The organism is Subsaximicrobium wynnwilliamsii, from assembly GCF_007997225.1.
Taxonomy (GTDB): domain Bacteria; phylum Bacteroidota; class Bacteroidia; order Flavobacteriales; family Flavobacteriaceae; genus Psychroserpens; species Psychroserpens wynnwilliamsii.
Window position 1 is genome coordinate 38,062 of the sequence record NZ_VORM01000012.1, and the last position, 22,655, is coordinate 60,716.

Below are 22,655 nucleotides of genomic sequence, written 5' to 3' on the forward strand. Positions count from 1 at the left end.
GTTTTATTCGGTTTTATGGTCTTCTGCATCCTTTTCTGTATGCTCTTCGGAAGGAGTATTGCCCACGATCCCCAGCTTTTTAGCTCTTACCTCCCAACTTTTCCTGGCCATACTTTGAAGGTCTGATACGTTGTCACTCTCATCCATAATTTCCATACCCAAGAGGGTTTCAATCACATCTTCCATAGTAACCAAGCCACTTACCGAGCCATATTCATCGACCACCAAAGCCATATGGTTTCTGGTTTCCACCAATTGGTCAAACAAAAGTGGAATGGGCATTTCACGATCAATAACGATGATGTGACGTTTGATTTCAGATAATTTTTTATCGCCATTATCCAATGCCATTTCCTTAAAAACCTCATCTTTTAATACCAGTCCCCTAATATTATCTGCATCTCCAGCATAAATTGGGATTCTTGAAAACCGTAGATTTATATTTTTATTGAAGAAATCCTGAACGGTTGTGTTCTCGTCCTCGGCTTTCATAACGGTTCTAGGGGTCATCACATCTCTGGCGAAGACCTCTTTGAAGTTCAAGAGGTTTTTAATGATCTTACTTTCATTTGCCTGAAAAACGCCTTCTTCATGTGCCATATCGGTCATGACCAAAAAGCCTTCTCTACTCAAGATACTGCCATGGCCTTTCCCGCCAATCAATTTCGTGGTGAGTTGCAAAAGCCAGAGTATACCGGTGTATTTAAGCGGAAAGATCATGACCCTAAGCGCTGTGGTGGTAAAATTGGCGAGGTTTTTCCAATAGGTGGCGCCAATGGTTTTAGGAATGATTTCTGAAGCGACCAAAATAAGGATCGTCATGATCGTGGAGACGACGCCCACCATGATATCCACGGTGAAATTAATACCAAACAAACTCGATTGCTCGCTACCGTAGAGCTCGGCGTAGGCCACTTTAGCCTGTACACCAACTAATATCGCACCAACAGTGTGTGCAATGGTATTTAGGGTTAAGATGGCAATAAGCGGCCGGTCTACGTCATTTTTTAAAACTTGTAATTGCTCGGCATATTGCTTGCCTTCCTGTTTTTTTAATTTAATGAAGGTGGGCGTGATACTTAGTAAAACAGCCTCAAGAATAGAGCATAAAAAGGAAACGAAAATGGAGATAATGGCATAAAGAAGTAATAAGCTCATTGGTTTATGATTTGATCGCTAATTTAAGGATATAATAAGGTTAATAGTTGTGCTTTTGCTTAAATTACGCACGCAGATCAACTTTCTAAGAGGATACTGGTATTCGGGACACCGTATTGCGAGATGCGCTCCAAAAAAGTGATGAGTTCCTTATTGTCTTTGAAAAAAGCTAAGATACATAAGCAATCGTCGCCTGTGATGCGATCGCAGCGTTGCACTTCTGTTAAATGGGCTATTTGATTGTAGGCGGTTTTTAAGGTGCTCGATTGGTGTATTTTCAAAATGATGTAGGCCTTAGTGCGTATTCCCAATTTTTCGTGATTGAGCTTTAGGGAATAGCCTAAAATAATACCCTTTTCCTCCAACTGCTTTACGCGCTTGCCAATGGCGGGCGCCGATAATTCTACCGATTTCCCAATGTTAGCCAAAGATTCACGGGCATTTTTGCGAAGCATTTCGAGTATTTTTAAATCGATGTCGTCCATTTGTAATCCGAAGTTTTTTGTTGCTTTGGTTTGTTATCGAAACTAAATGTAGGAAATTAAATTGGATTGCTTATAAAATTCCAAATTCCAAATTCCAAATTCCAATTTTTAATCAACAATCAACAATCAACAATTAACAGCCCAACAACTTAACCACATCTTTGGCAAAATAGCTCGCAATCACATCGGCACCGGCACGTTTAATGGCAGTGATTTGTTCTAACATGACGGCATCATGATCGAGCCAGCCTTTTTCAGCAGCCGCCTTTACCATGGCGTATTCGCCAGAAACTTGATAGACGGCGACCGGCACATTGAAAGTGTTTTTGATATCGCGAACAATATCGAGATAGCACAACCCTGGTTTTACCATGACGATATCTGCCCCTTCATTGATGTCCATTTCGGTTTCCTTGATGGCTTCAGAGCGATTGGCAAAATCCATTTGGTAGGTTTTTTTATCCTTCGGAATGTCTTGTGCATCTACAGGCGCCGAATCCAATGCATCACGGAAGGGACCATAAAATGCAGAAGCATATTTTGCCGAGTAGCTCATGATGCCAGTATCAGTATACCCACTGCCTTCCAAAATCTCGCGAATGGCCAAAATACGACCGTCCATCATATCGCTAGGTGCTAAAAAATCGGCACCTGCCTGCGCGTGCGACAAACTCATTTTGGCAAGCACTTCAACCGACTCGTCGTTGCGAACACGTCCGTTTTGAACGATGCCGTCGTGACCATACGCACTGTAGGGATCAAAGGCAACGTCGGTCATGACCAACATATCGGGACAGGCATGCTTTACCGTTTTTATGGCACGTTGCATGAGTCCGTCGGGATTGTAGGTTTCCTTTCCGGTATTGTCTTTTAACTTATCTTCTACTTTCACAAAAAGCAGCACCGATTTTAAGCCCAAGGACCATAATTCCTTGACTTCTTTTTCCAGTAAATCCAAACTGTAGCGAAAATAATTTGGCATGGAAGCGATTTCGTCTTTTATATTTTTGCCTTCTACCACAAAGATGGGCACTAAAAAATCGTTGGGAGAGAGCACGGTTTCGCGCACTAGGCTTCTAATGGATTCGTTGGTTCTTAATCTTCGGTTTCTTATTAGTGGATACATAGTTTAAGTTTTTAATTTTCAGATTTGAATCTGCTATAATTTAATGATTCTTTTTTTAAATTTTCGATATCGCTCAGTGCTCCGACGAGAAATCTCAAACCCAATCCACCGGATTTTGTAAGACTTCAAGTAGTTTTTCCTCTGCACTTCCAGGGGCTGGATGATGGTCATATACCCATTGCACATGCGGCGGAAGGCTCATTAAGATACTTTCAATGCGCCCGTTGGTTTTGAGCCCGAATAGTGTGCCCTTATCATGTACCAAATTGAACTCCACATAACGACCACGTCTTATCTCTTGCCAGTTGCGCTGGGTTTCGGTATATGGCAAATCCTTGCGTTTTTCAACAATCGGGGCGTATGCATCCAAGAAGCTATCGCCCACTTCGGTTACGAAATCATACCAATCTTGCATGCTCATGGCATCGGTTTTCTTGCAATAGTCGAAGAAGAGTCCGCCAATGCCCCGACTTTCATTGCGGTGGGTGTTATAAAAATACGTATCACAACGGTTTTTATAATGTGGATAAAAACTCTCATCATGTTTGTCGCAAGCGGTTTTGCAAACTTGGTGGAAGTGCCGGGCATCTTCGTCAAATAAATAGAATGGGGTAAGGTCTTGGCCGCCACCAAACCATTGGTCCACGATATTCCCATCTTGATCGTACATCTCAAAATAGCGCCAATTGGCATGTACTGTGGGCACCATCGGGTTTTTGGGATGTAGCACGAGACTCAATCCGCAGGCAAAAAAATTGGCATCTTTAACGCCAAAATAGCTTTGCATGCTTTCGGGCAAGGCACCATGCACGCCAGAGATATTCACGCCGCCTTTTTCAAAAACTTTGCCGTTTTCAATGACTCGGGTTCTTCCGCCACCGCCTTCGGTGCGGTCCCAAAGGTCTTCTCTAAATTTGGCTGTGCCATCAATGGCCTCGAGTTTGTCGCAGATGCGGTCTTGCAAGTTTTGTATGTAAGTGTAGAATTTTGTTTTCATTGTTGACTTTTCGTTCAAACCTACAAGGTCTTCGAGACCTTGCAGGTTGTGATCATCTTGCGGGTGGTCCTGATGCAGGTTGCTTGATTGACCTGCAAGGTTTTCAAAACCTTGTAGGTCTGCACTTGTAATATTTGATGCTTGCTGCAAAGTTCTCAAATTTTCGACAGAATCAAAAACCCTTTCAATTTCTGAGTGGTCTAATGTGAAAGGAGCAGGGTTATTGCCGTTAACATAATAGAAATAGGATGAAAATGGATATTCTTTTATAGCATGTGTTGGATTTGAATGCACATAAAGTATTGCGTTTTTGAGATAGTCCTCAGAAATTAAACGCTTCCGTTTAAAATGTTTTTCAAACAAACTCCCGGTTCGGTGCTGTTGCTTGTTAAACGCTTTTGCATAAGCATTGAAAAGATTTGAAAACGCCTCAGTGATTTTGTTTTCATCGCTTACTTTAACAACCAAATGAAAATGAGTATTCATTAAACAAAACGCAATAATTTGTACTTTATGAGAAATGTGCTTCCCAACTAGATTTAGAAAATAAGATTTGTTGTCATCATTTTTGAAAATAGTCTCACTATGGATGCCACGGTTATAGATGTGATAGTAAAAATCTTTTTCTAATTTTTCTAATTTCATAATTGTCAAATTTAGAATAGGTTTAGAACATGATTCGTTTCAAACCTACAAGGTCTTTGAGACCTCGCAGGTTGGCCCTGATTTCAAACCTACAAGGTCTTTGAGACCTTGCAGGTTGGCTGTCTTTGCAGGTTGGTTGTCTTTGCACGTTAAACTCAGTATCAACTTTCAATATCTCTTATTTTTCAACTCATACAACTCCATGTCCAAAGCTGTGCCGCCATTAGGTGTAAATTCATTTTTCAGGGTTTTAATCCATTCAAATCCACAATTTTTGGCGACGCTCACACTTGGCAAATTGGTTTTGTGAGTGATGATTTGCAAGGTCTCCAGTTTTAGGGTATCAAAAGCATAAAGGGTTAATGCGTTTACGGTTTTTGAGGTCAAGCCTTTACCTTCAAAGGAATACCCAATGCAATAGGCAAACTCACCCTGTTTTTTCTTCCAATCCAGCTCCTTGATATAAAATAGTCCTGCGAGTTCTCGGGTTTCAGAATGTTTGAGTGTAAACACAAATTCTTGATTGCTTATGAATTGCTCCACCTTCTGGGCAACAAAAAGCTTGGAAAGGCTAGGGTTTAGATTCTGTTCTAAGGTCTTCGGAAAAAAACGCTTCAATCGATCGGCATTGGCGACCATGAAATCGCATATTTTCCAAGCATCACCATCATGAATGGCAGCGATTTCAAAACTGTCGAATGTTGCAATCTTCATGAGAAATTTTAATTTGAATGGCCTTCCTTCCGAAGCATTTTACCTGAAGCTGCCGCAGGGAGCAGGCCTTCTGTTTGCAGCAGGTTTACGGTTTTAATGGAGGCTGCCGTCACGCTCAAGGGCAAGACTAGAATAATACCAATTCCCGGAATGAACAGAAATAGCATAAATACCAATCCGTTGCCAATGGCGACACCGCGATGCTGTTTCACGAAATTAAGGCTTTCCTTATAATTAAAATGACGTTCCAAGGTATAATCCATATTCCCGAAACCTGCATAATAGGCTTGTACCAAAAAGAGTAAAATCGTGGAAAATATGTTGACCACAGGAATGAATTTGAGCAATAATAGTGGGATGGAGATCAGTAATTCTTTGACTAGGTTTCTTCCATTGATTCGCAGCCCTCGCCATAACTGTTGTTGAAAAGAGGTTTTGCGATGCTCGTGTTTTTGAATGCCTGTGAGATGGGCTTCTATTTTTTCTGAAACCGGACTCATAAATGGCGCAGAAAAGGCCATGATGATGTGCTTGTAAACAATGAGCCCAATGACCAAGACCATGATGCCGCCAAGAACACTGGAGAAGGAGGTAAAGCTGTCTTTGCCCCAATCCCAAATCCATATTTTAGCGATGAAACGGCCAATATCATCTGAAAGTCCGTAAGCCGAAAAACCAATTAAGCTTGCCGTAAGGATGCTGATGAGGATGGGAACGAAAAAGTATTTCCAGAGTTTGAGGCTTGCCATTAATTTGAACACGCCTGAATATGCCTGGATGCCTCTAAAAATGTTGTTGATCATAGGCCTATACTTAACTCTTTCCACAGGAAAGGGGGTTTATTCTGAGTCTTTCTTTATTTTAGATTGCTGTTATCAAATCAATATTGTCCGGCAGGCAGGCATAAGACTTGATTCGTAAACATTTGATGATTAAGCCCATCTGATTTATATTTTTAATTTCAAAACTTAAAATGTCTTTTAGAGCCTAAGCAAGCTATTATATTTAAAATTTGCCTAAGAGCTTGCTGCTGTCAACAAAATCATTGTTTATAAAAGTTTAATCGGACAACAATGTTACCAAATATTAAAATTAAGGATTTTAATAGACAGTTCTACATGTTTTTGAATAGCGTACGCTTCACAGTTCCTCGCTTTTGGAAAGCTTAGGATGGGCTCTTATAACTTTTAACCGCATCAATAAAAGCGCCTGCATTTTCAACAGGGATGTTAGGTAAAATGCCATGGCCCAAATTGACGATGTATTTATCCTTACCAAACTCGTTGATCATTTGGTGCACCATTGTTTTTATTTCTGAAGGCGATGAAAACAAGCGTGTTGGGTCAAAATTACCTTGCAAGGTTATGTTTCCTCCAGTTAAATAGCGCGCATTTCTAGGAGAACAAGTCCAATCTATACCTAAAGCGGAAGCACCAGAATTGGCCATCTCGCCAAGCGCGAACCAACAACCTTTACCAAAAGCGATGACTGGGGTTTCGTCTTTTAAGGCATTGATGATTTGCTGAATGTATTGCCAAGAAAATTCCTGATAATCAACTGGGGATAACATGCCTCCCCAAGAATCGAATACCTGCACGGCATCACAGCCTGCCTTTACTTTTTCCTTGAGATAGGCAATGGTGGTATCGGTAATTTTTTGAAGCAATTGGTGCGCTGCAATGGGATTTGTAAAACAAAATTCCTTGGCTTTATCAAAATTTTTGCTGCCTTGGCCTTGCACGCAGTAGCACAAAATGGTCCATGGCGAGCCTGCAAAACCAATCAACGGAATCTCGTCATTGAGCTTTTCTTTAGTGGCTTTAATGGCTTGGTATACATAATTCAAAGCCTCTTTGACGTCTGGCACAATTACATGATCCACATCCTTTTGAGTACGGATGGGATTTGGCAAATAGGGACCAAAATTGGGTTTCATTTGTACCTCAATGTTCATTGCCTGCGGAATCACAAGGATATCGCAAAACAAGATTGCTGCATCCATCCCAAAACGTTTTATGGGCTGTACCGTGATCTCACTGGCGAGCTCTGGCGTTTGGCAACGCGTGAAAAAATCATACTTGGCCTTGATTTCCATGAATTCTGGAAGGTATCGTCCGGCTTGGCGCATCATCCATACTGGTGGTCGCTCAACGGTTTCGCCTTTTAGGGCTCTTAGGAATAGGTCGTTTTTAATCATAATTATGAATATTGGCTTTTAGCTTTTAGCTATTAGCATTTGGCAGAGCTAATGATTTTTTAATTTCTCAAAATAGTTTTGAAAAAACCTGCAAGGTTTTCAAAACCTTGTAGGTTTCAATATCAGTTAATAAATTCTAAGACTTTATTAACAGCCAACACCTAATCGCCAAAATGTTCATTAACCAAATCAATCACACTCTCCACGCTGGGCATCTTTGCAATTCTAACATCCTCAAAATGTTTACTGGCTTCTAGTGCGGTGGTTTCTCCAATACAAAAGGCAACCATATCATCTGCGGCCACATTTTCTTTTTTGAAACTCTGTACGGTTGATGGGCTATAGAACATAACTCCTTTTACAGAATCCTCGATCTTTTGTGCATCATGTTTGGTTTCGTAGGCAATGACTTCCTTGACGTCAATGTGATTTTCGGCGAGAAGATTTGGCAACTCATCCAAACGAATATCACTGCAGAAATAAGTGACTTCAGTACCATCAATATACTCGATGAGGTGCTCAGCCAGTTTCTTGGCGCTGTTTTCAGTGTGCTTGACTTTGCCAATCTTGCGTTCTACCAAGCGTTTGGTGCGTCTCCCCACGCAATAGATGTTTTCAAATTTCAATTCTTCCGCAGAAAAATTGTTCAAAAGGGATTCTACTGCATTTTTACTGGTAAGGACCACGTTTTTTGGAAAGGGTCTCAAAACCGTTTGGGTCATGCGGTTGAAATTGATTTTTACGAAATCGGAGCTGTCTGAAATGACATCATCATGAAAGTGCTGTTTCTGCTCGTCACTCAAGGTTTTGGTAGAGTAAACATTGACTTCCTTGGAAGCCTTCTTAAGTTCATCCATGAGTCGCTTACCACCGCGATCAATGATAAAATTGGCGCAATAGGCCGCTATGTTATGATGTCTACCCAAGATTTCCTTGCGTTCGACTTCAATTTTTTTGCTTCCGTCGAGGCTTAACAACACGCCTTTAAAATTCACCTCCTCATTTTTGATATAGGCCAAGGCGCCAATAGGTGCGGAACATCCACCTTCCAAAAGATTCAGAAATTTACGTTCAATCGAAGTGCAGATTTGAGTTTCTTCATGGTTGATTTCGGCACAGATCTCCCGTGTTTCGGTATCAGCTTCCAAAGCGGCAACCATGATGGTGCCTTGGGCCGGTGCGGGTAACATCCAGTCCAGGTTAAAACTGTTCTCGGGCGTTTTATCGAGGCGTCCCAATCCTGCTGCTGCAAATATGGCAGCATTCCAGTCGCTATCTTCCAATTTTTGCAGGCGTAAATTCACATTGCCTCTTAAACCCACAACGGTATGGGTTGGGTAACGGTTGAGCCATTGGGCACGTCTGCGCAAACTGCCTGTGGCAACCACGGCTTCACGTTGTGAGATAAACTCCTCATTGTCATTGAAGACTAGGCAATCGTTATGATTGCCGCGTTTGATGACCGCTGCCTGCACGATTTGCTCGGGCAAGACTGTTGGGACATCTTTGAAGGAATGCACCGCAATATCAATGTCGCCGTTGATTAGGGCGAGATCTAAGGTTTTGGTAAAAACACCAGTGATTCCCAATTCGTTGATGGGGCGGTCTAACATGAGATCGCCAACAGATTTGATGGGAACAATTTGGGTGCGGTGACCTAAGGTTTCGAGTTGCTGTTGTACTGTGGTGGCTTGGTATAGCGCGAGTTCGCTATCACGGGTTCCAATTCTAATAAGTTTAGGCATTGTCTATAGCTGCTTCTAATTGAAACACTTTTTTTATGAGTTCTAGGCTATCGTCTGTAGAAACGTCGTCGCCTTTTAAATGATGTGCAAAATGATTCGTGATTTTTTGAATGATGTTATTGCTAATCAATGTGGCTTGAACCTCATTGAAATCGCTCATCTTTTTGCGTTGTGTATCCAATTCCGCCGTAGCGAAATCGTTTAATTTAAGTTTTAAAGCTTTAATGGTAGGCGCAAATTTTCGGGTGGTCAACCAAGCATGGAAGTCCAAGCGTATTTCTTCAATAATCGCCTCTGCAACCGGTATTTGGGCCTTTCTTTTCTCTAAGGTGTTGTCGGTGATTTTTGCCAAATCATCTAAATGCACAAGCGTGACATTGTCTAGTTCGGTTACATTACTATGCACGTTTTTTGGGATGGATAAATCCAAAATCAACAATGGCTTGCCGGTTTGGATGCAATGTTTATCTACCGTTGGATTTTGCGCGCCTGTGGCCACGATCAAAATGTCTGAAGCATTGATCTCTTCCTGAAGGTTGGAATAATCCTTGACCAAGAGGTTGAATTTACCGGCAATGGCTTCCGCTTTGTCTTTGGTTCTATTGATTAAGGTAATGTGTGAATTCTTGGTATGCTTGACCAAATTTTCACAGGTATTTCTGCCAATTTTTCCTGTTCCGAAGAGTAAGATATTTTTTTCTGAAACCGCTTCTATGTGGTTCATGATATATCTAACCGAAGCAAAAGAGACGGAAGTCGCGCCCGATGAAATCTCGGTTTCGGTCTTGATGCGTTTGGAAGCTTGAATGACTGCATTGATCAAGCGCTCTAAAAACGGATTGAACAATTGCATTTTTTTGGAAAGTCTTGCGCTTACTTTCAACTGACTTATAATCTCAAAATCCCCAAGAATCTGACTGTCTAAACCTGAGCCTACACGAAAGATATGGGAAATGGCTTCTGCATTTTTATAGACATGAGCCACTTTTTGAAATTCTTCAACCGTACCTTTAGTATTGTCACACAACAATTGGATAAGTTGAAAAGGGTGTTGGGCAAAACCATAGATTTCGGTGCGGTTGCAGGTTGATGTTATAATAAGACTCTCAATACCGCTTGCTTTGGCTTGGTTGAGAACCGCAAGTTTTGCAGTCTCGTCTAAACTAAAATGACCACGAACTTCGGCGTCTGCTTTTTTATAGCTGAGTCCAATCGCGTAAAATGTGGTGCCTTTTGACCTAGTGTAGTGCTCCATATGTGATTTGGGAAAACAATTCCGAAAAATTTCATGACAAAAGTATAAAGGACTTGTGATTAAAAACAACGCTAGACGAACTTTAAGTATCGCTTGTGGTTTTTTAAAGGTTTTTTTTACAAAAGACTGATAAATATCATATTTTTGCAGTATTCATAAGGCCTTAAACGGCTTTAGTTTAGAATCAATCTAAATAACAACAAAAAAGATATGGCTTTATCAAGTTTAGAAAATACCGCTAGAGGTTCTTTTAAGGAAACCAAAGTGGAAGATGGGTTTTTTGTGTTGACATTTCAAAACGAGGAGGATCATCTTCAAACCTTGGAACGGGATATCGACAATAATTTCATTCAGTTTCATTATTGCATCAAGGGCTCCAGTGAGTTTGTGTTTAATAATGGCGCGTATCGCTTGCAGATTGCTGAAGAAAATTCGTTGTTGCTTTACAATCCGCAACGGGATTTACCCATTCATTTAGACGTCAATCCCAAATCCTGGCTGGTTTCTATTTTGGTTTCGATAAAAAAGTTTCACGGACTCTTTTCTCAGGAAGCCGATTACATCACATTTTTAAGTGAGGATAATAAGGACAAAAAATATTATAAGGACGGAAAGATTTCGCCTTCCATGGCGATTGCGCTCAACCAATTGATCAATTACAATCTCAATGCCTCCATTAAGACGCTTTATTTCAAAGGAAAGGCCTTAGAATTGTTGAGCCTGTATTTTAACCGAAGCGAAGAGGCCGATATTGAGCAATGTCCGTTTTTGGAAGACGAGACCAACGTGATCAAAATTAGAAAGGCGAAGGACATCATTATTGCCAGAATGGCTGAGCCACCAACCTTGCAGGAACTCTCTGAAGAGATTGGATTGAGCCTGAAGAAGCTTAAAGAAGGATTCAAGCAAATCTATGGCGATACGGTTTACAGTTTCTTATTTGATTATAAAATGGAAGTCGCCCGTAAATTGTTGGAAGCGGGTAACCACAATGTCAATGAAGTGGGTCTAAAAGTGGGTTATAGTGCCTCAAGCCATTTTATCGCTGCCTTCAAAAAGAAGTATGGCACCACACCGAAGAAGTATTTGATGGCTTTGGGTTAGTGCGTTAAAAAAATGTAAAAATCTGACCCATATCTATATATTCTATCAATTGTAGTAATACTATCGTATTTTTGCAAAAACAAAACTTCATGAAAAATAGTCTTATACTAATACTCGCCTTGATGATGTCTGTTTCTGTCGCGAGTCAAGCTTACAAAGCCGACATCAAAAAAGAAGCCCAGACTTACTACGATCATTTAACCAACAAAAATTTCGACGCCATTTTTGATTACATGTACCCGAAGATTTTTGAGTTGGCTTCTCGCGAGCAAATGCGTGCTGGCATGGAGCAAATGTTCAATGGCAAAGACATGAAAATCGAGTTCATCGCCAACGATGTGGTAAGTGTGACCGATACAATGGAAGTGAAAGGCGTCACTTATGCTGCTGTGTTTTACAACAGTAAGATGCGTATGACCTTTCTTTCTGAAAAAGACAAGCCCGAAGCCGAACGGAAGGAGTTTTTAAAGCTGATGCAATCTACCATGGAAACCCAATTTGGGCAAGCAAATGTCATTTCTGAATTAGAAAACATGGCTTTGGTAATCAACATGGATGCCAATATGTTCGCAATCAAGGACCCGCAGTACGAAGGCTGGAAATTTATTGGTAATGATGATTCGATGAAGCCCTTGGTGGATTCCGTCATTCCTGAAACGGTTAGGACTGGTTTGATGGAAAACTAAGGATGAAGAACTCGTTTTAGATCGCAACAGGCCATTAGTTTGAAGAGATTTTAAAACTAGACATTACAAAAGCTAATAATTGTTAGAAAAACACAATCATTTTGAATAAAAAAGGAGTCTTGCTAGTCAATTTAGGATCGCCAGAAAGCCCCGAGCCTAAAGATGTTAAAACTTATTTGGGGGAATTTTTAATGGATGAGCGCGTCATCGATGTGCCCTATTGGGCAAGAGCTTTGCTTGTGAAGGGCATCGTGTTGAATACGCGCCCTAAAGCTTCCGCGAAAGCGTACAAAAAAATCTGGTGGGATGAAGGTTCCCCATTGATTGTACTATCGGAGCGGCTCCAGGAAAAACTTCAGCAGGAAGTGGAGTTTCCGGTGGCTTTAGCTATGCGTTACGGCAGCATGACCATTAAAAAGGGACTTCAGGAATTGGCAGATCAAGGCGTGGATGAGGTGTTTTTGATCCCACTCTACCCACAATTTGCCATGGCCACCACAGAGACCATTGTGGTTTTGGCAGAAGAAGTTAGAAAAGCCCACTTTCCGCAGATGAACATTCAGGAATTACCGGCCTTTTATAACGAACCGGAATATATAGAAGTCTTAGCCAACTCCATCGCCAAACATTTGGAAGGCAAGGATTACGAGCAACTCTTGTTTTCATACCACGGTGTGCCAGAGCGCCACATTAGAAAAAGCGACATTACCAAATCCCATTGCCAAATTGATGGTTTGTGCTGTAAAACGCCTTCCCCGGCGCACGAGTTTTGCTACAGGCACCAGTGTTTTGAAGTGACACGTTTGGTTGGAGAAAAACTGAAATTGAAAGAAGGTAGCTTTTCAACCTCCTTCCAATCCCGATTGGGCTTTGATCCCTGGTTGCGACCTTACACAGATAGAACCATCGAGCGCATGGGCAAGGAAGGCGTCAAAAAGATGGCCATCGTTACACCCGCTTTTGTAAGCGATTGTTTAGAGACTTTAGAGGAAATTGCCATGGAGGGTGAGGAGATTTTCCACGAAATGGGTGGGAAGGATTTTACCACAATCCCTTGCTTGAATGATGACCGGGCATGGGTAAAACTCTTGGCAAAATGGATCAACGAATGGTCATCTACTGAAACTATAACCGCTTAATGGCTGGCATAAGCTCCAAGGATTTAGGCACACTGCCCATTGGCAAATTACTAATCAAACAGGCGGTGCCTGCATCAATTGGTATTTTGGTAATGTCGCTCAATATCTTGATCGATACTATTTTTGTGGGCAACTGGATTGGATCTACGGCAATCGCAGCGATCAACGTGGTATTGCCGGTGTCGTTTTTTATTGCCGCCTTGGGGATGAGTATTGGTATTGGAGGCTCTTCGATTATTTCGAGAGCTTTGGGTGCCGATAATATGCCAAAAGCCTTGAAGGTTTTTGGGAATCAGCTCACATTAACCTTGCTGCTTACGGTGACCATGGTCATTTTCGGACTCTGGTATATTGATGACATCATACCAGTCTTTGGTGGGAAGGGCGCTATTTTTGATCCGGCAAAAGTCTATTATGAGATCGTCTTGTATGGCATCCCATTTTTGGCGGTTTGTATGATGGGCAATACGGTGATTAGGGCAGAGGGTAAGCCAAAATTTGCCATGTATGCCATGATGTTTCCCTCGGTGGGAAATTTGATTTTGGATTACTTTTTTATCAATGTGTTTGATTGGGGCATGGCAGGTGCAGCTTGGGCTACCACAGGATCCTACATTTTGTGCTTCATTTTTATCGTTTGGTTTTTTCTTTCAAAACATTCAGAATTAAAAATAGATTTGGCCCACTTGGGTTTAAATTGGTCTATTGTTAAGGAAATCAGTTCGCTTGGTTCTGTGACCTTGGCCAGACAGGCAGTGGTAAGCATTACCTATCTGTTTATGAACAATATCCTGTATGATTTGGGCGGCGAGACATCGGTCACCTCTTATGCCATTGTTGGGCGAATGTTGATGTTTGCGTTGTTTCCGGTTTACGGGATTACCCAAGGCTTTTTGCCCATTGCAGGCTACAATTATGGGGCGCAACAATACGATAGGGTTAAGGAAACCATTTTTACCGCCCTAAAATATGCCGCGGGTTTGGCAACGGTGGTTTTTATTTTGTTGATGGTATTCCCAGAAGCGATTACACGCTTATTTACCCAAAATGCCGACGTGCTTAGGGAAACGCCTGGAGAAATGCGCTGGGTGTTTGCAGCAACACCCATAATTGCGATACAGTTGATTGGTGCGGCCTATTTTCAGGCGGTTGGGAAGGCGATACCGGCCTTGTTGCTCACATTGACCAGACAGGGATTTTTCTTCATCCCACTCATCTTGATCTTGCCCCATTATATGGGAGAGATTGGTGTTTGGATCAGTTTTCCTATTGCCGATGTGCTGTCCACCATAGTTACGGGCTTCTTCTTGTTTCGGGAAATGAAGCTGAAACTGAATCAACCTGTTTCCGAAGTCACCTAAAAACAATATTTTTATTCAGTATATTTTAAAGCTGAAAACACTGAAGCTAAACGAGTGCAATGGAATACTACAACTACATAAAATCCTTACATCTCATTTTTATTGTGACCTGGTTCGCAGGACTGTTCTATATCCCGAGACTGTTTGTCTATCAAATTGAAGCCTCTCAAAAACCGTCGCCCGAAAAGGAGATCCTGGGCAAGCAGCTCAAACTCATGGCCAAGCGTTTGTGGAACATCATTACTTGGCCTTCGGCAATCTTGGCCACATTTTTTGCCATTTGGTTGCTCATCCTACAGCCGTTTTGGTTACAACAATCATGGATGCACGTGAAACTTGGGTTTGTGGTGTTGCTGATTTTATACCACTTGAAAACACATCAATACTACAAACAGCTGCAGCGTGATGAGGTCAAAAAATCCTCAAACTTCATGCGCTTATGGAATGAAGGCGCCACCTTTATCCTTTTTGCGGTTGTTTTTTTGGCCATTTTAAAGAATGCCATCAATTGGATTTTTGGGGTTGTTGGGATTCTGGTACTTGGCATTTTACTAATGCTTGGCTTCAAGCTATATAAACGCATTAGGCAGCAAAATCCGAATGCCTGATTGAACTTTCGAATCCTTACTTTTTATTTTTTTGAGCGCTTATTTAAGTTTTTTGCTATTTTCTTTATTAAGGAATTCCTTATTTAAGTTTTTAGCCATTTTATTTATTAATAAATCCCTTATTTAAGTTTTTTGCCGTTTTCTTAAATAATTTTCCGCTTTTATAACATGTTGTTGTGCTTTCCAATCCTACAAAATTGTTGTGAATTCCTCTAAAAAACACAAATAATGATCTTTAAAATTTTGTTTAAGGTCAATAACGAGCAAATGTGGGATTCCAAGGATTTTGGAAGGGTTTTTGCTATATTTAGCCAACTTCTTATCACAACATGAAACTAAACAAACTCTCCTTAAGGGTCCGTATATTTTTCGCCATGATTCTTTTGGTGCTCATTGCTTCCATTCTTATTGCAGCGGTAACCATTTTTCAATACAACGAAGAGGCGCAGGACTATCACAAACAACGTCTAGAGCGCAAAGAATTCGCAATCGTTAGCCACATCAACAAGGTCATCAAAGAAACCACCTGGGAGGTCGAAACCGAGAAAATCCCACTTATTTTCAAAGAGCATATCTATGATATTGCCGAGATCCACAGCCTGCAGGTCAATCTTTACGATTTGGATGGCACGCTATTGATATCCTCAAAAGCCAGTATCTCTAACGATAAGGATTCCAATTGTATCCCAGCCGGCATCCTGAATGCCATATCAAACACCGCCGCGCATCGCTACGTGCAGAAAAACGAAAAGAATGGAGAGACCTTTCAAGCTTCCTATTCTTACATAACTGATGGCAAGTTTAAGCCTTTGGCCATTTTGAACCTGCCCTATCTGGAAAACGATGACTTTTTAAATCGCGAACTTACTGAGTTCTTGGAACGCTTGGGCTATGCGTATCTTTTTATGTTGCTCATTGCGATAACACTGGCCTTTTTATTGTCAAAATACATTACCAGAACGCTCAAGAATATTAGTGAGAAGATCAAAGAAACCCGATTGGAACGGCGTAATAAGAAGATTGATGTGTCCTCATCTAGTGAAGAAATCACAACGCTTATCAACTCCTACAATAGCATGATTGATGAGTTGGAGGAAAGTGCGGTCAAATTGGCCATCAATGAACGCGAGCAGGCTTGGCGCGAAATGGCAAAACAGGTGGCGCATGAAATCAAAAATCCCTTAACACCCATGCGATTGAGTGTACAGAGCTTTCAGCGTAAATTTGATCCCCAAGATCCCCATATTCACCAAAAGGTCGATGAATATACCAAGACGCTCATTCAGCAAATCGACACCATGAGCTCCATAGCATCTGCTTTTTCCAATTTTGCCAAAATGCCAGCCCAACAAAATGAGACCTTAAACGTGGTGGCCATTGTGAAACTGGCATTGGATATTTTTAGCGAAGATTACATTGAATTTTTTGCGGAAGAACCAGAAATCCTAGTCAACTTTGATCGCACCCAATTGATTCGGGTGATTACCAACTTGGTTAAAAATGGCATTCAGGCCATTCCGGAAGACCGGGAACAACCCCGAATCCATGTTAGGGTGTTTTCCGAAGAAAACAATGTGAAGATCACAATTGCCGATAATGGGAAGGGCATTTCCGAAGTCAATAAAGATAGGGTGTTCGAGCCCAAATTCACCACCAAATCCAGCGGGATGGGGCTGGGTCTGGGAATGGTCAAAAATATCGTGGAAACTTATCATGGAAATATTACCTTTACAACACAACAAGGAGAAGGTACTGTGTTTACGGTCACTTTTCCGAAACGTTAACCAAATAAATCAAAATTGATATGGCTTACAACAATCTCATTGCCCAAACCAACAATGGCATAGCAACCATCACCATAAATCGTCCTAAAAAACTCAATGCCTTGAACATGGAAACCATTCAAGAATTGCATGAGGCTTTTAAAGACGCCAATAAAGACACACAAGTTAAAGTGATCATCCTTACAGGGAGCGGCGAAAAGGCTTTTGTGGCAGGAGCAGATATTAGTGAGTTTGCAGATTTTGATGAGAAAGAAGGCGGCGAGCTGGCTGCAAAAGGTCAAAAACTCCTGTTCGATTATATAGAAGCGCTTTCCACACCGGTGATTGCAGCTGTAAACGGATTTGCCTTAGGTGGCGGTCTCGAGTTGGCAATGGCCTGTCATTTTAGAGTGGCGAGTATCAATGCTAAAATGGGCTTGCCAGAAGTGTCTTTGGGCGTCATCCCCGGTTATGGCGGTACGCAACGTTTGCCACAATTGGTGGGCAAGGGGCGCGCTATGGAAATGGTAATGACCGCTGGTATGATTGATGCCAACCAAGCTTTGGAGTACGGTTTGGTAAATCACGTGACCTCAGAGGATGAGCTTATGGCCCTGACTGAAAAGATTGCCGGTAAGATCATGCGCAATTCTTCAGTCGCTATCAAAGCTGTTATCAAAGCCATTAACGCCAACTATAAGGATGGTGTTGATGGGTTTAAAACCGAAATCAAACAATTCGGAAAATGCTTTGGTACGGAAGATTTCAAGGAAGGCACCACCGCCTTTTTAGAAAAGCGAAAGGCTGATTTTCCTGGGAAATAACTAGACTGTCAAATGATAGAACCGAGATGTTTTAGATGTTAATGATTTAACAAGGATGTCTCAGCTATAATAGATACAGCTGGTTTAACTGCGTATGTTGCATTTTAAAGCAACACCATTTTTTTTAAGTATTAGTTAATTTGCGGGTTGTTAGCTGACTCATCTATCAATTTGTAAATTAGATAGAACGGGTATGCTAGTATTAATGAAATTAATAAAATGGGACTTGCCAACGCTAATAATATATGTGATTTTGTCATAAAATTCGGGTTTAAGGTGTTTACGCCTATACACTACAAAGGTCATTGTTTTTTAAAGCACTGAAAACATGTATTTTGGTATATTTATATGCTATATTAACCCTGTTTGTGAGTTATTGGCATTCGCATGATAATTATTAACATATTTTAAGAGATACTACAGGCTGTAGCCATGATTTTGAAGGATGCCACGTAACTTTGATTATCTACAGGTTTGTTATTTCATGTCAAGGTTCAATTCAGAGTCATATTCCAAAATCAAAGGTAGGGGCGCTCAAAAAAATGTCCATAATCGTTTTTTTGAGTTGAGTCATGAGCAGCGCGATGATTTTTTGAATTATTGCGCCATAGAAGGCGAGCAACCGGACCAAAATAAGACGGAATACCTTAAAGTCTTTCCCAAAACCATAGTCAATAAAGTCAAGAGTCCCGATGTGGGGATGGCCTATTCCATGAACATGTATCAAGGCTGTGAACATGGTTGTGTGTATTGCTACGCTCGAAATTCGCATGAATTTTGGGGTTATGGAGCTGGCTTGGATTTTGAACGGAAGATTTTGGTCAAAGCCGATGCTCCAAAATTATTGGAAGCCTTTATCAAACGAAAATCTTGGCAGGCGCATCCCATCGTCATGTCTGGCAATACAGACTGCTACCAACCAGCCGAAAAAAAGCTCGAGATTACCAGAGCCTGTTTGGAAATATTTTTGAAATACAAGCACCCAGCCTCCATCATAACAAAAAATGCATTGATCCTAAGAGATTTGGATTTGCTGAAAGCTTTGGCAAAAGACCATTTAATTAGCGTCAATATGAGCATCACGTCGTTGTCTGAAGACACCCGGCGCATTATGGAACCCAGAACTGCCAGCATCAAAAAACGCTTTGAAGCTGTAAACCTATTGAGTGAGCATGGGATTCCTGTTAATGTGATGATGGCGCCAATCATTCCGTCCATCAATAGTCATGAAATTTTAGCCTTGGCAAAATTGGCTTCGGAAGCTGGCGCATCCAAATTTTCACATAGCATCGTGAGATTGAACGGTGCCATTGGTCAGATTTTTGCCGATTGGCTTCATAAAAGCTTACCCGATCGCGCTGAAAAAGTGTTGCACCAAATTGAAGACTGCCACGGTGGGACGCTCAGCGATTCCCGTCTTGGCACTCGAATGCGAGGCGAGGGGCAAATTGCTAAACAAATCAATGACTTGGGAAAGTTGGCAAGATTAAAATATTTTAAGCACAAGTCCATGCCATGTCTCAACGTCGATTTGCATGAAAGCTATAAGGATGGGCAATTGCGGTTGTTTTGAGCGACACTCTTGGAAAACACAAAACCACGCTCAAAAAAGAGCGTGGTCTCTTGAGTGTCGTGACCCTGCCAGGATTACTCCCGTGATCCTTTGGTGCTCAATGTTGCAAATAAGAGACCACGCAGCCCAGAAAAAGGGCTGCTGGTTTTGCGTTTTCCCTTCGTTTACGCAAACCTTCGGTTGGCGACACTCTTGGAAAACACAAAACCACGCTCAAAAAAGAGCGTGGTCTCTTGAGTGTCGTGACCCTGCCAGGATTACTCCCGTGATCCTTTGGTGCTCAATGTTGCAAATAAGAGACCACGCAGCCCAGAAAAAGGGCTGCTGGTTTTGCGTTTTCCCTTCGTTTACGCAAACCTTCGGTTGGCGACACTCTTGGAAAATACAAAACCACGCTCAAAAAAGAGCGTGGTCTCGTGAGTGTCGTGACCCTGCCAGGATTAGCTTTCCTGTTAGTGCAATGTTGCAAATAAGAGACCACGCAGCCCAGAAAAAGGGCTGCTGGTTTTGCGTTTTCCCTTCGTTTACGCAAACCTTCGGTTGGCGACACTCTGGGAAAACACAAAACCACGCTCAAAAAAGAGCGTGGTCTCTTGAGTGTCGTGACCCTGCCAGGATTCGAACCTGGATCTAAAGTTTAGGAAACTTTTGTTCTATCCCTTGAACTACAGGGCCATTTTTAATTGGCCACAAGATATGAAAAAACCTGCCGATGTCAATGTGTTTCTGTGATGCTCAACTTCTTATTGATTGTGTTTAGTGCTCTTATAAATAAATAAGCTATAGCTGTGCATGTGTGCTATTCGCCATTATTCTAATATCTTTAAATCACTCTGAATTGCATTAATTATCGTTTCATTTATTTCTAATTCACTAGCAATCTCCGCCCATCTAGGTATTAAGGCTTGAACATCCTCAGTAATTCCTTTTGGGTTTTTAATCGAAAATTCTTCAGCAATAGCAAGTACATCTTTAATTAGAATTGCTGTACGCTTTCCATTGATGGATAAAGCTCTGGATGTTGTTTTGAACGTAAATAGCGGATCGAGTGCATAGGTTAAATCATAAGCAGGCCCTAAATTCCAACTATTACTTTCTTTGTTATAGATAAAACTATGGTTCTTCAAGTGGTCGTCCACATTTCTAAATACTAGATTGAACACCATACGCTTGAACAGTTGCTGTAAATCTTTATGTGGTACTTCGAGTCCTAAAGCAACCTTGAAAACATTCTCATAGGAAGAGTTATCCGGTTGACTTTTAAAGTCCCAACCTGTTAAACCAGTCACGGTTAACATGTGTTGCTTTTTTCCGTGCTGTCTGTCAAACCTAAGTGTTGCAAAGTGTTTGTTTTCAATAAGCTTGGAAGGCATCATATGTATGCCTGTTTCTTGTGCTAATAAGTAATACGCGTATTCTACTTTTTCTCTATTGTAGCCATCACTATCGTCTATATGTAGTTTTACTAAGTAGTGGTTATAGTCTTCACTAATGGCTCTATCTCCAGCAATAACCGCTCCTGTTTCCTTATGTTCTGAGATTAAGATTTTAGGTCTTGCACCACCAGCCGAGGTGCCTATTTTAAAAACGTGTAGTAATGATAATTCGTTGAGGTCTTTACCTGTAGTGTCCTCCTTTAGTTTGAGCAGCTTTTCTAGAATTGTGATTACCTCATCAATATTGACATGAGTTGTATTGGGTATTTCTTTGATAGGGCGGTATTCTAGCGCTCCCATACCACGATCTGCTACATAGGCTAATTGCTCAAGAGGTGTTATCTTTTGGATTCCTCGTGCTGTTAGCCATTCTTGAAATATAATAGTGCCAAAGGTGTCTGGTAACGAATCTGCAATCATTGGCGGTAAGCCTTGAAAGGTGTCTTGTTGGTATTCTGTGAAGACCTGTGCTTCCTTTGTTCGTTTGAAAATAAACGGAAATAGCTTTGAGTACTTTCCAGTCTCTAGGAATTCTGGATGGTATTGAAAATAGGATTTCCTTTGGTCTAAGTCGTATCCTAATTTTCCAACCTCTAGGCCAAAAGCAATTATATCTATGATGTTATCTCTAGCCATTTATTAATACAGTGAAATATCGCTTTGATTTGTATTGATCGTATCTATTGCTTTAGTAATTGATTGTAATAACCCAAAGTGATTGGCTACTTTCAACACATTATCTAGCGTGGCGTTTTTGCCATTCTCGATGTTCTGAATCGTTGTGCTTGAAACATCTAGCAGCTCCGCTAAATCTTCTCGAGACAAATCATTTGATTTACGAAGCCCCTTGCAAACTTCGCCAATCTTGACTTTCACATCTTTTATAGTTATTACCTCTAACATAATATTACCATTATATTGTCTAGTATAGGCTTATTTAGTCAAACAAACCATTTTATTGGTAAATATCAATAATTGATAATGCTGTTGTTTTCTATTTTCATGTTTTTAAGTTTTACCCAGGGTATCAAGTATTCTTTCCTTCGATCCCTGCCGTAACTACTGTTTCGGTATTCACTTTAAAAGTGTTTCGAACTTTACAATGACTTGCTTGCTCATCCAACCTTACAGCCTCTTATTTGGTTCCTGTTCATTGGTATCGAGTTTTGTAGTCGGTATTTGCTCATTATTTAAGCGCAAATAACCTTAAGTCCTATCCTCACAGACAGCAAACTTGAGACCTATCAATGATTCAGCGTGTTACTCCTGCCCACAAGGGACTTGCTCCCTCTAAATTAATTATTTACCTTTCGGTAAATAAAAGACGCCCATTTTAGGCACACCCACCATGTATAAAATTAATAACCGAGATAGTAATAAATATGACTATTGTAGCCTGCATATAATTAAGTGGTAAACTGAAAGTTTAGAGCTTCTTAACCGGTAACTATTCTTATACAAACCGTGAGTCAATGTAATAAATAACAAATGAGAGCAAATTCATTCAATACGGGAGTAGCAATTGAATACCTTGTTCTTTCCAAACTTTACAGACTAGAACTTGAAGCATATGTAAGCCAAGGGAATAAGAAAAGTGTTGACATTCGTGTTATTAGAGAGGATGAAACACCTGTTTCAATTAATGTGAAATCTGTGAGAGGTTATTCTTCTCTTGTCGTTAATAATGTTGAGCCAAAACATGACCATTTTATTTTTTTGTAATCTATAACAATCAATTTGGAGCCCTAAATATTGAACCTGATATTTTTGTTGTACCAAGTATTGAAATTTCAAATATCACTGAAACTTATGGTAAGGAAAAAAGAGTTTTAAAGGGGC

20 protein-coding genes and 1 tRNA gene are annotated in these 22,655 nt (G+C 40.9%); 9 read left to right on the forward strand and 12 right to left on the reverse strand.

All coding sequences use genetic code 11. The features are described 5' to 3' along the window. Positions 1–3: 3 nt before the first annotated feature. From ESY88_RS11310 to hemA, 9 genes are all read right to left on the reverse strand, one after another. Positions 4–1,158: a CNNM domain-containing protein gene (locus ESY88_RS11310; RefSeq protein ID WP_147085986.1), complete on the reverse strand. Its 1,155-nt coding sequence runs from the start codon at positions 1,156–1,158 to the stop codon at positions 4–6. Between the two features lie 77 nt (positions 1,159–1,235). Then, positions 1,236–1,643: an Lrp/AsnC family transcriptional regulator gene (locus ESY88_RS11315; RefSeq protein ID WP_147085985.1), complete on the reverse strand. Its 408-nt coding sequence runs from the start codon at positions 1,641–1,643 to the stop codon at positions 1,236–1,238. A gap of 133 nt (positions 1,644–1,776) precedes the next feature. Then, positions 1,777–2,769: a porphobilinogen synthase gene (gene hemB, locus ESY88_RS11320; protein ID WP_147085984.1), complete on the reverse strand. Its 993-nt coding sequence runs from the start codon at positions 2,767–2,769 to the stop codon at positions 1,777–1,779. Positions 2,770–2,863: 94 nt separating this feature from the next. Further along, positions 2,864–3,766 (reverse strand): oxygen-dependent coproporphyrinogen oxidase, encoded by a 903-nt coding sequence (hemF, locus tag ESY88_RS21450; protein ID WP_223270806.1) that lies wholly within the window; start codon positions 3,764–3,766, stop codon positions 2,864–2,866. 813 nt (positions 3,767–4,579) lie between these two features. Then, on the reverse strand, positions 4,580–5,125 hold the full coding sequence (locus ESY88_RS11330) for a GNAT family N-acetyltransferase (RefSeq protein WP_147085982.1): 546 nt from the start codon (positions 5,123–5,125) through the stop codon (positions 4,580–4,582). Between the two features lie 8 nt (positions 5,126–5,133). Further along, a complete protein-coding gene (locus ESY88_RS11335) occupies positions 5,134–5,928 on the reverse strand; it encodes an EI24 domain-containing protein (protein ID WP_147085981.1) in 795 nt (264 codons plus the stop codon). 362 nt (positions 5,929–6,290) lie between these two features. Further along, entirely contained in the window at positions 6,291–7,322 is a 1,032-nt protein-coding gene (hemE, locus tag ESY88_RS11340; RefSeq protein WP_147085980.1) for a uroporphyrinogen decarboxylase, read from the reverse strand. A gap of 161 nt (positions 7,323–7,483) precedes the next feature. Then, on the reverse strand, positions 7,484–9,067 hold the full coding sequence (hemC, locus tag ESY88_RS11345; RefSeq protein WP_147085979.1) for a hydroxymethylbilane synthase: 1,584 nt from the start codon (positions 9,065–9,067) through the stop codon (positions 7,484–7,486). Continuing rightward, a complete protein-coding gene (gene hemA / locus ESY88_RS11350; RefSeq protein WP_147085978.1) occupies positions 9,060–10,322 on the reverse strand; it encodes a glutamyl-tRNA reductase in 1,263 nt (420 codons plus the stop codon). Before hemA ends, hemC begins: the two co-directional genes overlap by 8 nt. Positions 10,323–10,532: 210 nt before the next feature. Here hemA and ESY88_RS11355 point away from each other — a divergent pair, with 210 nt between their 5' ends. From ESY88_RS11355 to ESY88_RS11390, 8 genes are all read left to right on the forward strand, one after another. After that, on the forward strand, positions 10,533–11,426 hold the full coding sequence (locus ESY88_RS11355) for a helix-turn-helix transcriptional regulator (RefSeq protein WP_147085977.1): 894 nt from the start codon (positions 10,533–10,535) through the stop codon (positions 11,424–11,426). Between the two features lie 89 nt (positions 11,427–11,515). After that, entirely contained in the window at positions 11,516–12,112 is a 597-nt protein-coding gene (locus ESY88_RS11360) for a hypothetical protein (RefSeq protein ID WP_147085976.1), read from the forward strand. Between the two features lie 101 nt (positions 12,113–12,213). After that, positions 12,214–13,251 carry a ferrochelatase gene (hemH, locus tag ESY88_RS11365; protein ID WP_147085975.1) on the forward strand — a complete coding sequence of 346 codons (1,038 nt, stop codon included), beginning with the start codon at positions 12,214–12,216 and terminating at the stop codon, positions 13,249–13,251. After that, positions 13,251–14,612 (forward strand): MATE family efflux transporter, encoded by a 1,362-nt coding sequence (locus tag ESY88_RS11370; protein ID WP_147085974.1) that lies wholly within the window; start codon positions 13,251–13,253, stop codon positions 14,610–14,612. The genes hemH and ESY88_RS11370 overlap by 1 nt, the downstream gene beginning before the upstream one ends. A 59-nt stretch (positions 14,613–14,671) precedes the next feature. Beyond that, positions 14,672–15,220: a CopD family protein gene (locus ESY88_RS11375; protein WP_147085973.1), complete on the forward strand. Its 549-nt coding sequence runs from the start codon at positions 14,672–14,674 to the stop codon at positions 15,218–15,220. A 329-nt stretch (positions 15,221–15,549) separates the two neighbouring features. Next, on the forward strand, positions 15,550–17,004 hold the full coding sequence (locus ESY88_RS11380) for a sensor histidine kinase (protein ID WP_147085972.1): 1,455 nt from the start codon (positions 15,550–15,552) through the stop codon (positions 17,002–17,004). 20 nt (positions 17,005–17,024) lie between these two features. Then, a complete protein-coding gene (locus ESY88_RS11385) occupies positions 17,025–17,807 on the forward strand; it encodes an enoyl-CoA hydratase/isomerase family protein (RefSeq protein WP_147085971.1) in 783 nt (260 codons plus the stop codon). A 484-nt stretch (positions 17,808–18,291) separates the two neighbouring features. Next, positions 18,292–19,380 (forward strand): PA0069 family radical SAM protein, encoded by a 1,089-nt coding sequence (locus ESY88_RS11390; protein ID WP_147086086.1) that lies wholly within the window; start codon positions 18,292–18,294, stop codon positions 19,378–19,380. Between the two features lie 603 nt (positions 19,381–19,983). Here ESY88_RS11390 and ESY88_RS11395 read toward each other — a convergent pair. The 3 genes from ESY88_RS11395 to ESY88_RS11405 all read right to left on the reverse strand — a co-directional run bounded on the left by ESY88_RS11395 (position 19,984) and on the right by ESY88_RS11405 (position 21,719). Then, positions 19,984–20,055: transfer RNA gene (locus ESY88_RS11395), tRNA-Arg, on the reverse strand. 134 nt (positions 20,056–20,189) lie between these two features. Continuing rightward, complete coding sequence (locus ESY88_RS11400; protein ID WP_147085970.1) at positions 20,190–21,452, reverse strand: type II toxin-antitoxin system HipA family toxin; 1,263 nt, start codon at positions 21,450–21,452, stop codon at positions 20,190–20,192. A 3-nt stretch (positions 21,453–21,455) separates the two neighbouring features. Then, on the reverse strand, positions 21,456–21,719 hold the full coding sequence (locus ESY88_RS11405; protein WP_147085969.1) for a helix-turn-helix domain-containing protein: 264 nt from the start codon (positions 21,717–21,719) through the stop codon (positions 21,456–21,458). Between the two features lie 585 nt (positions 21,720–22,304). Between ESY88_RS11405 and ESY88_RS11410 the strand changes: the two genes are divergently transcribed. Continuing rightward, positions 22,305–22,538 carry a hypothetical protein gene (locus tag ESY88_RS11410; RefSeq protein ID WP_147085968.1) on the forward strand — a complete coding sequence of 78 codons (234 nt, stop codon included), beginning with the start codon at positions 22,305–22,307 and terminating at the stop codon, positions 22,536–22,538. The last annotated feature ends 117 nt before the right edge of the window (positions 22,539–22,655 follow it).

Excerpts from the sequence above, each read along its gene's own strand:
- ESY88_RS11330 (WP_147085982.1), bottom strand. The coding sequence starts at position 5,125 with ATGAAGATTGCAACATTCGACAGTTTTGAAATCGCTGCCATTCATGAT.
- ESY88_RS11390 (WP_147086086.1), top strand. The coding sequence starts at position 18,292 with ATGTCAAGGTTCAATTCAGAGTCATATTCCAAAATCAAAGGTAGGGGC.
- hemB (WP_147085984.1), bottom strand. The coding sequence starts at position 2,769 with ATGTATCCACTAATAAGAAACCGAAGATTAAGAACCAACGAATCCATT.
- ESY88_RS11370 (WP_147085974.1), top strand. The coding sequence starts at position 13,251 with ATGGCTGGCATAAGCTCCAAGGATTTAGGCACACTGCCCATTGGCAAA.
- ESY88_RS11315 (WP_147085985.1), bottom strand. The coding sequence starts at position 1,643 with ATGGACGACATCGATTTAAAAATACTCGAAATGCTTCGCAAAAATGCC.
- hemC (WP_147085979.1), bottom strand. The coding sequence starts at position 9,067 with ATGCCTAAACTTATTAGAATTGGAACCCGTGATAGCGAACTCGCGCTA.
- ESY88_RS11405 (WP_147085969.1), bottom strand. The coding sequence starts at position 21,719 with ATGTTAGAGGTAATAACTATAAAAGATGTGAAAGTCAAGATTGGCGAA.
- ESY88_RS11360 (WP_147085976.1), top strand. The coding sequence starts at position 11,516 with ATGAAAAATAGTCTTATACTAATACTCGCCTTGATGATGTCTGTTTCT.
- hemE (WP_147085980.1), bottom strand. The coding sequence starts at position 7,322 with ATGATTAAAAACGACCTATTCCTAAGAGCCCTAAAAGGCGAAACCGTT.
- ESY88_RS11335 (WP_147085981.1), bottom strand. The coding sequence starts at position 5,928 with ATGATCAACAACATTTTTAGAGGCATCCAGGCATATTCAGGCGTGTTC.
- ESY88_RS11400 (WP_147085970.1), bottom strand. The coding sequence starts at position 21,452 with ATGGCTAGAGATAACATCATAGATATAATTGCTTTTGGCCTAGAGGTT.
- ESY88_RS11410 (WP_147085968.1), top strand. The coding sequence starts at position 22,305 with ATGAGAGCAAATTCATTCAATACGGGAGTAGCAATTGAATACCTTGTT.
- ESY88_RS11385 (WP_147085971.1), top strand. The coding sequence starts at position 17,025 with ATGGCTTACAACAATCTCATTGCCCAAACCAACAATGGCATAGCAACC.
- ESY88_RS11355 (WP_147085977.1), top strand. The coding sequence starts at position 10,533 with ATGGCTTTATCAAGTTTAGAAAATACCGCTAGAGGTTCTTTTAAGGAA.
- hemA (WP_147085978.1), bottom strand. The coding sequence starts at position 10,322 with ATGGAGCACTACACTAGGTCAAAAGGCACCACATTTTACGCGATTGGA.
- hemF (WP_223270806.1), bottom strand. The coding sequence starts at position 3,766 with ATGAAAACAAAATTCTACACTTACATACAAAACTTGCAAGACCGCATC.
- ESY88_RS11375 (WP_147085973.1), top strand. The coding sequence starts at position 14,672 with ATGGAATACTACAACTACATAAAATCCTTACATCTCATTTTTATTGTG.
- ESY88_RS11380 (WP_147085972.1), top strand. The coding sequence starts at position 15,550 with ATGAAACTAAACAAACTCTCCTTAAGGGTCCGTATATTTTTCGCCATG.
- ESY88_RS11310 (WP_147085986.1), bottom strand. The coding sequence starts at position 1,158 with ATGAGCTTATTACTTCTTTATGCCATTATCTCCATTTTCGTTTCCTTT.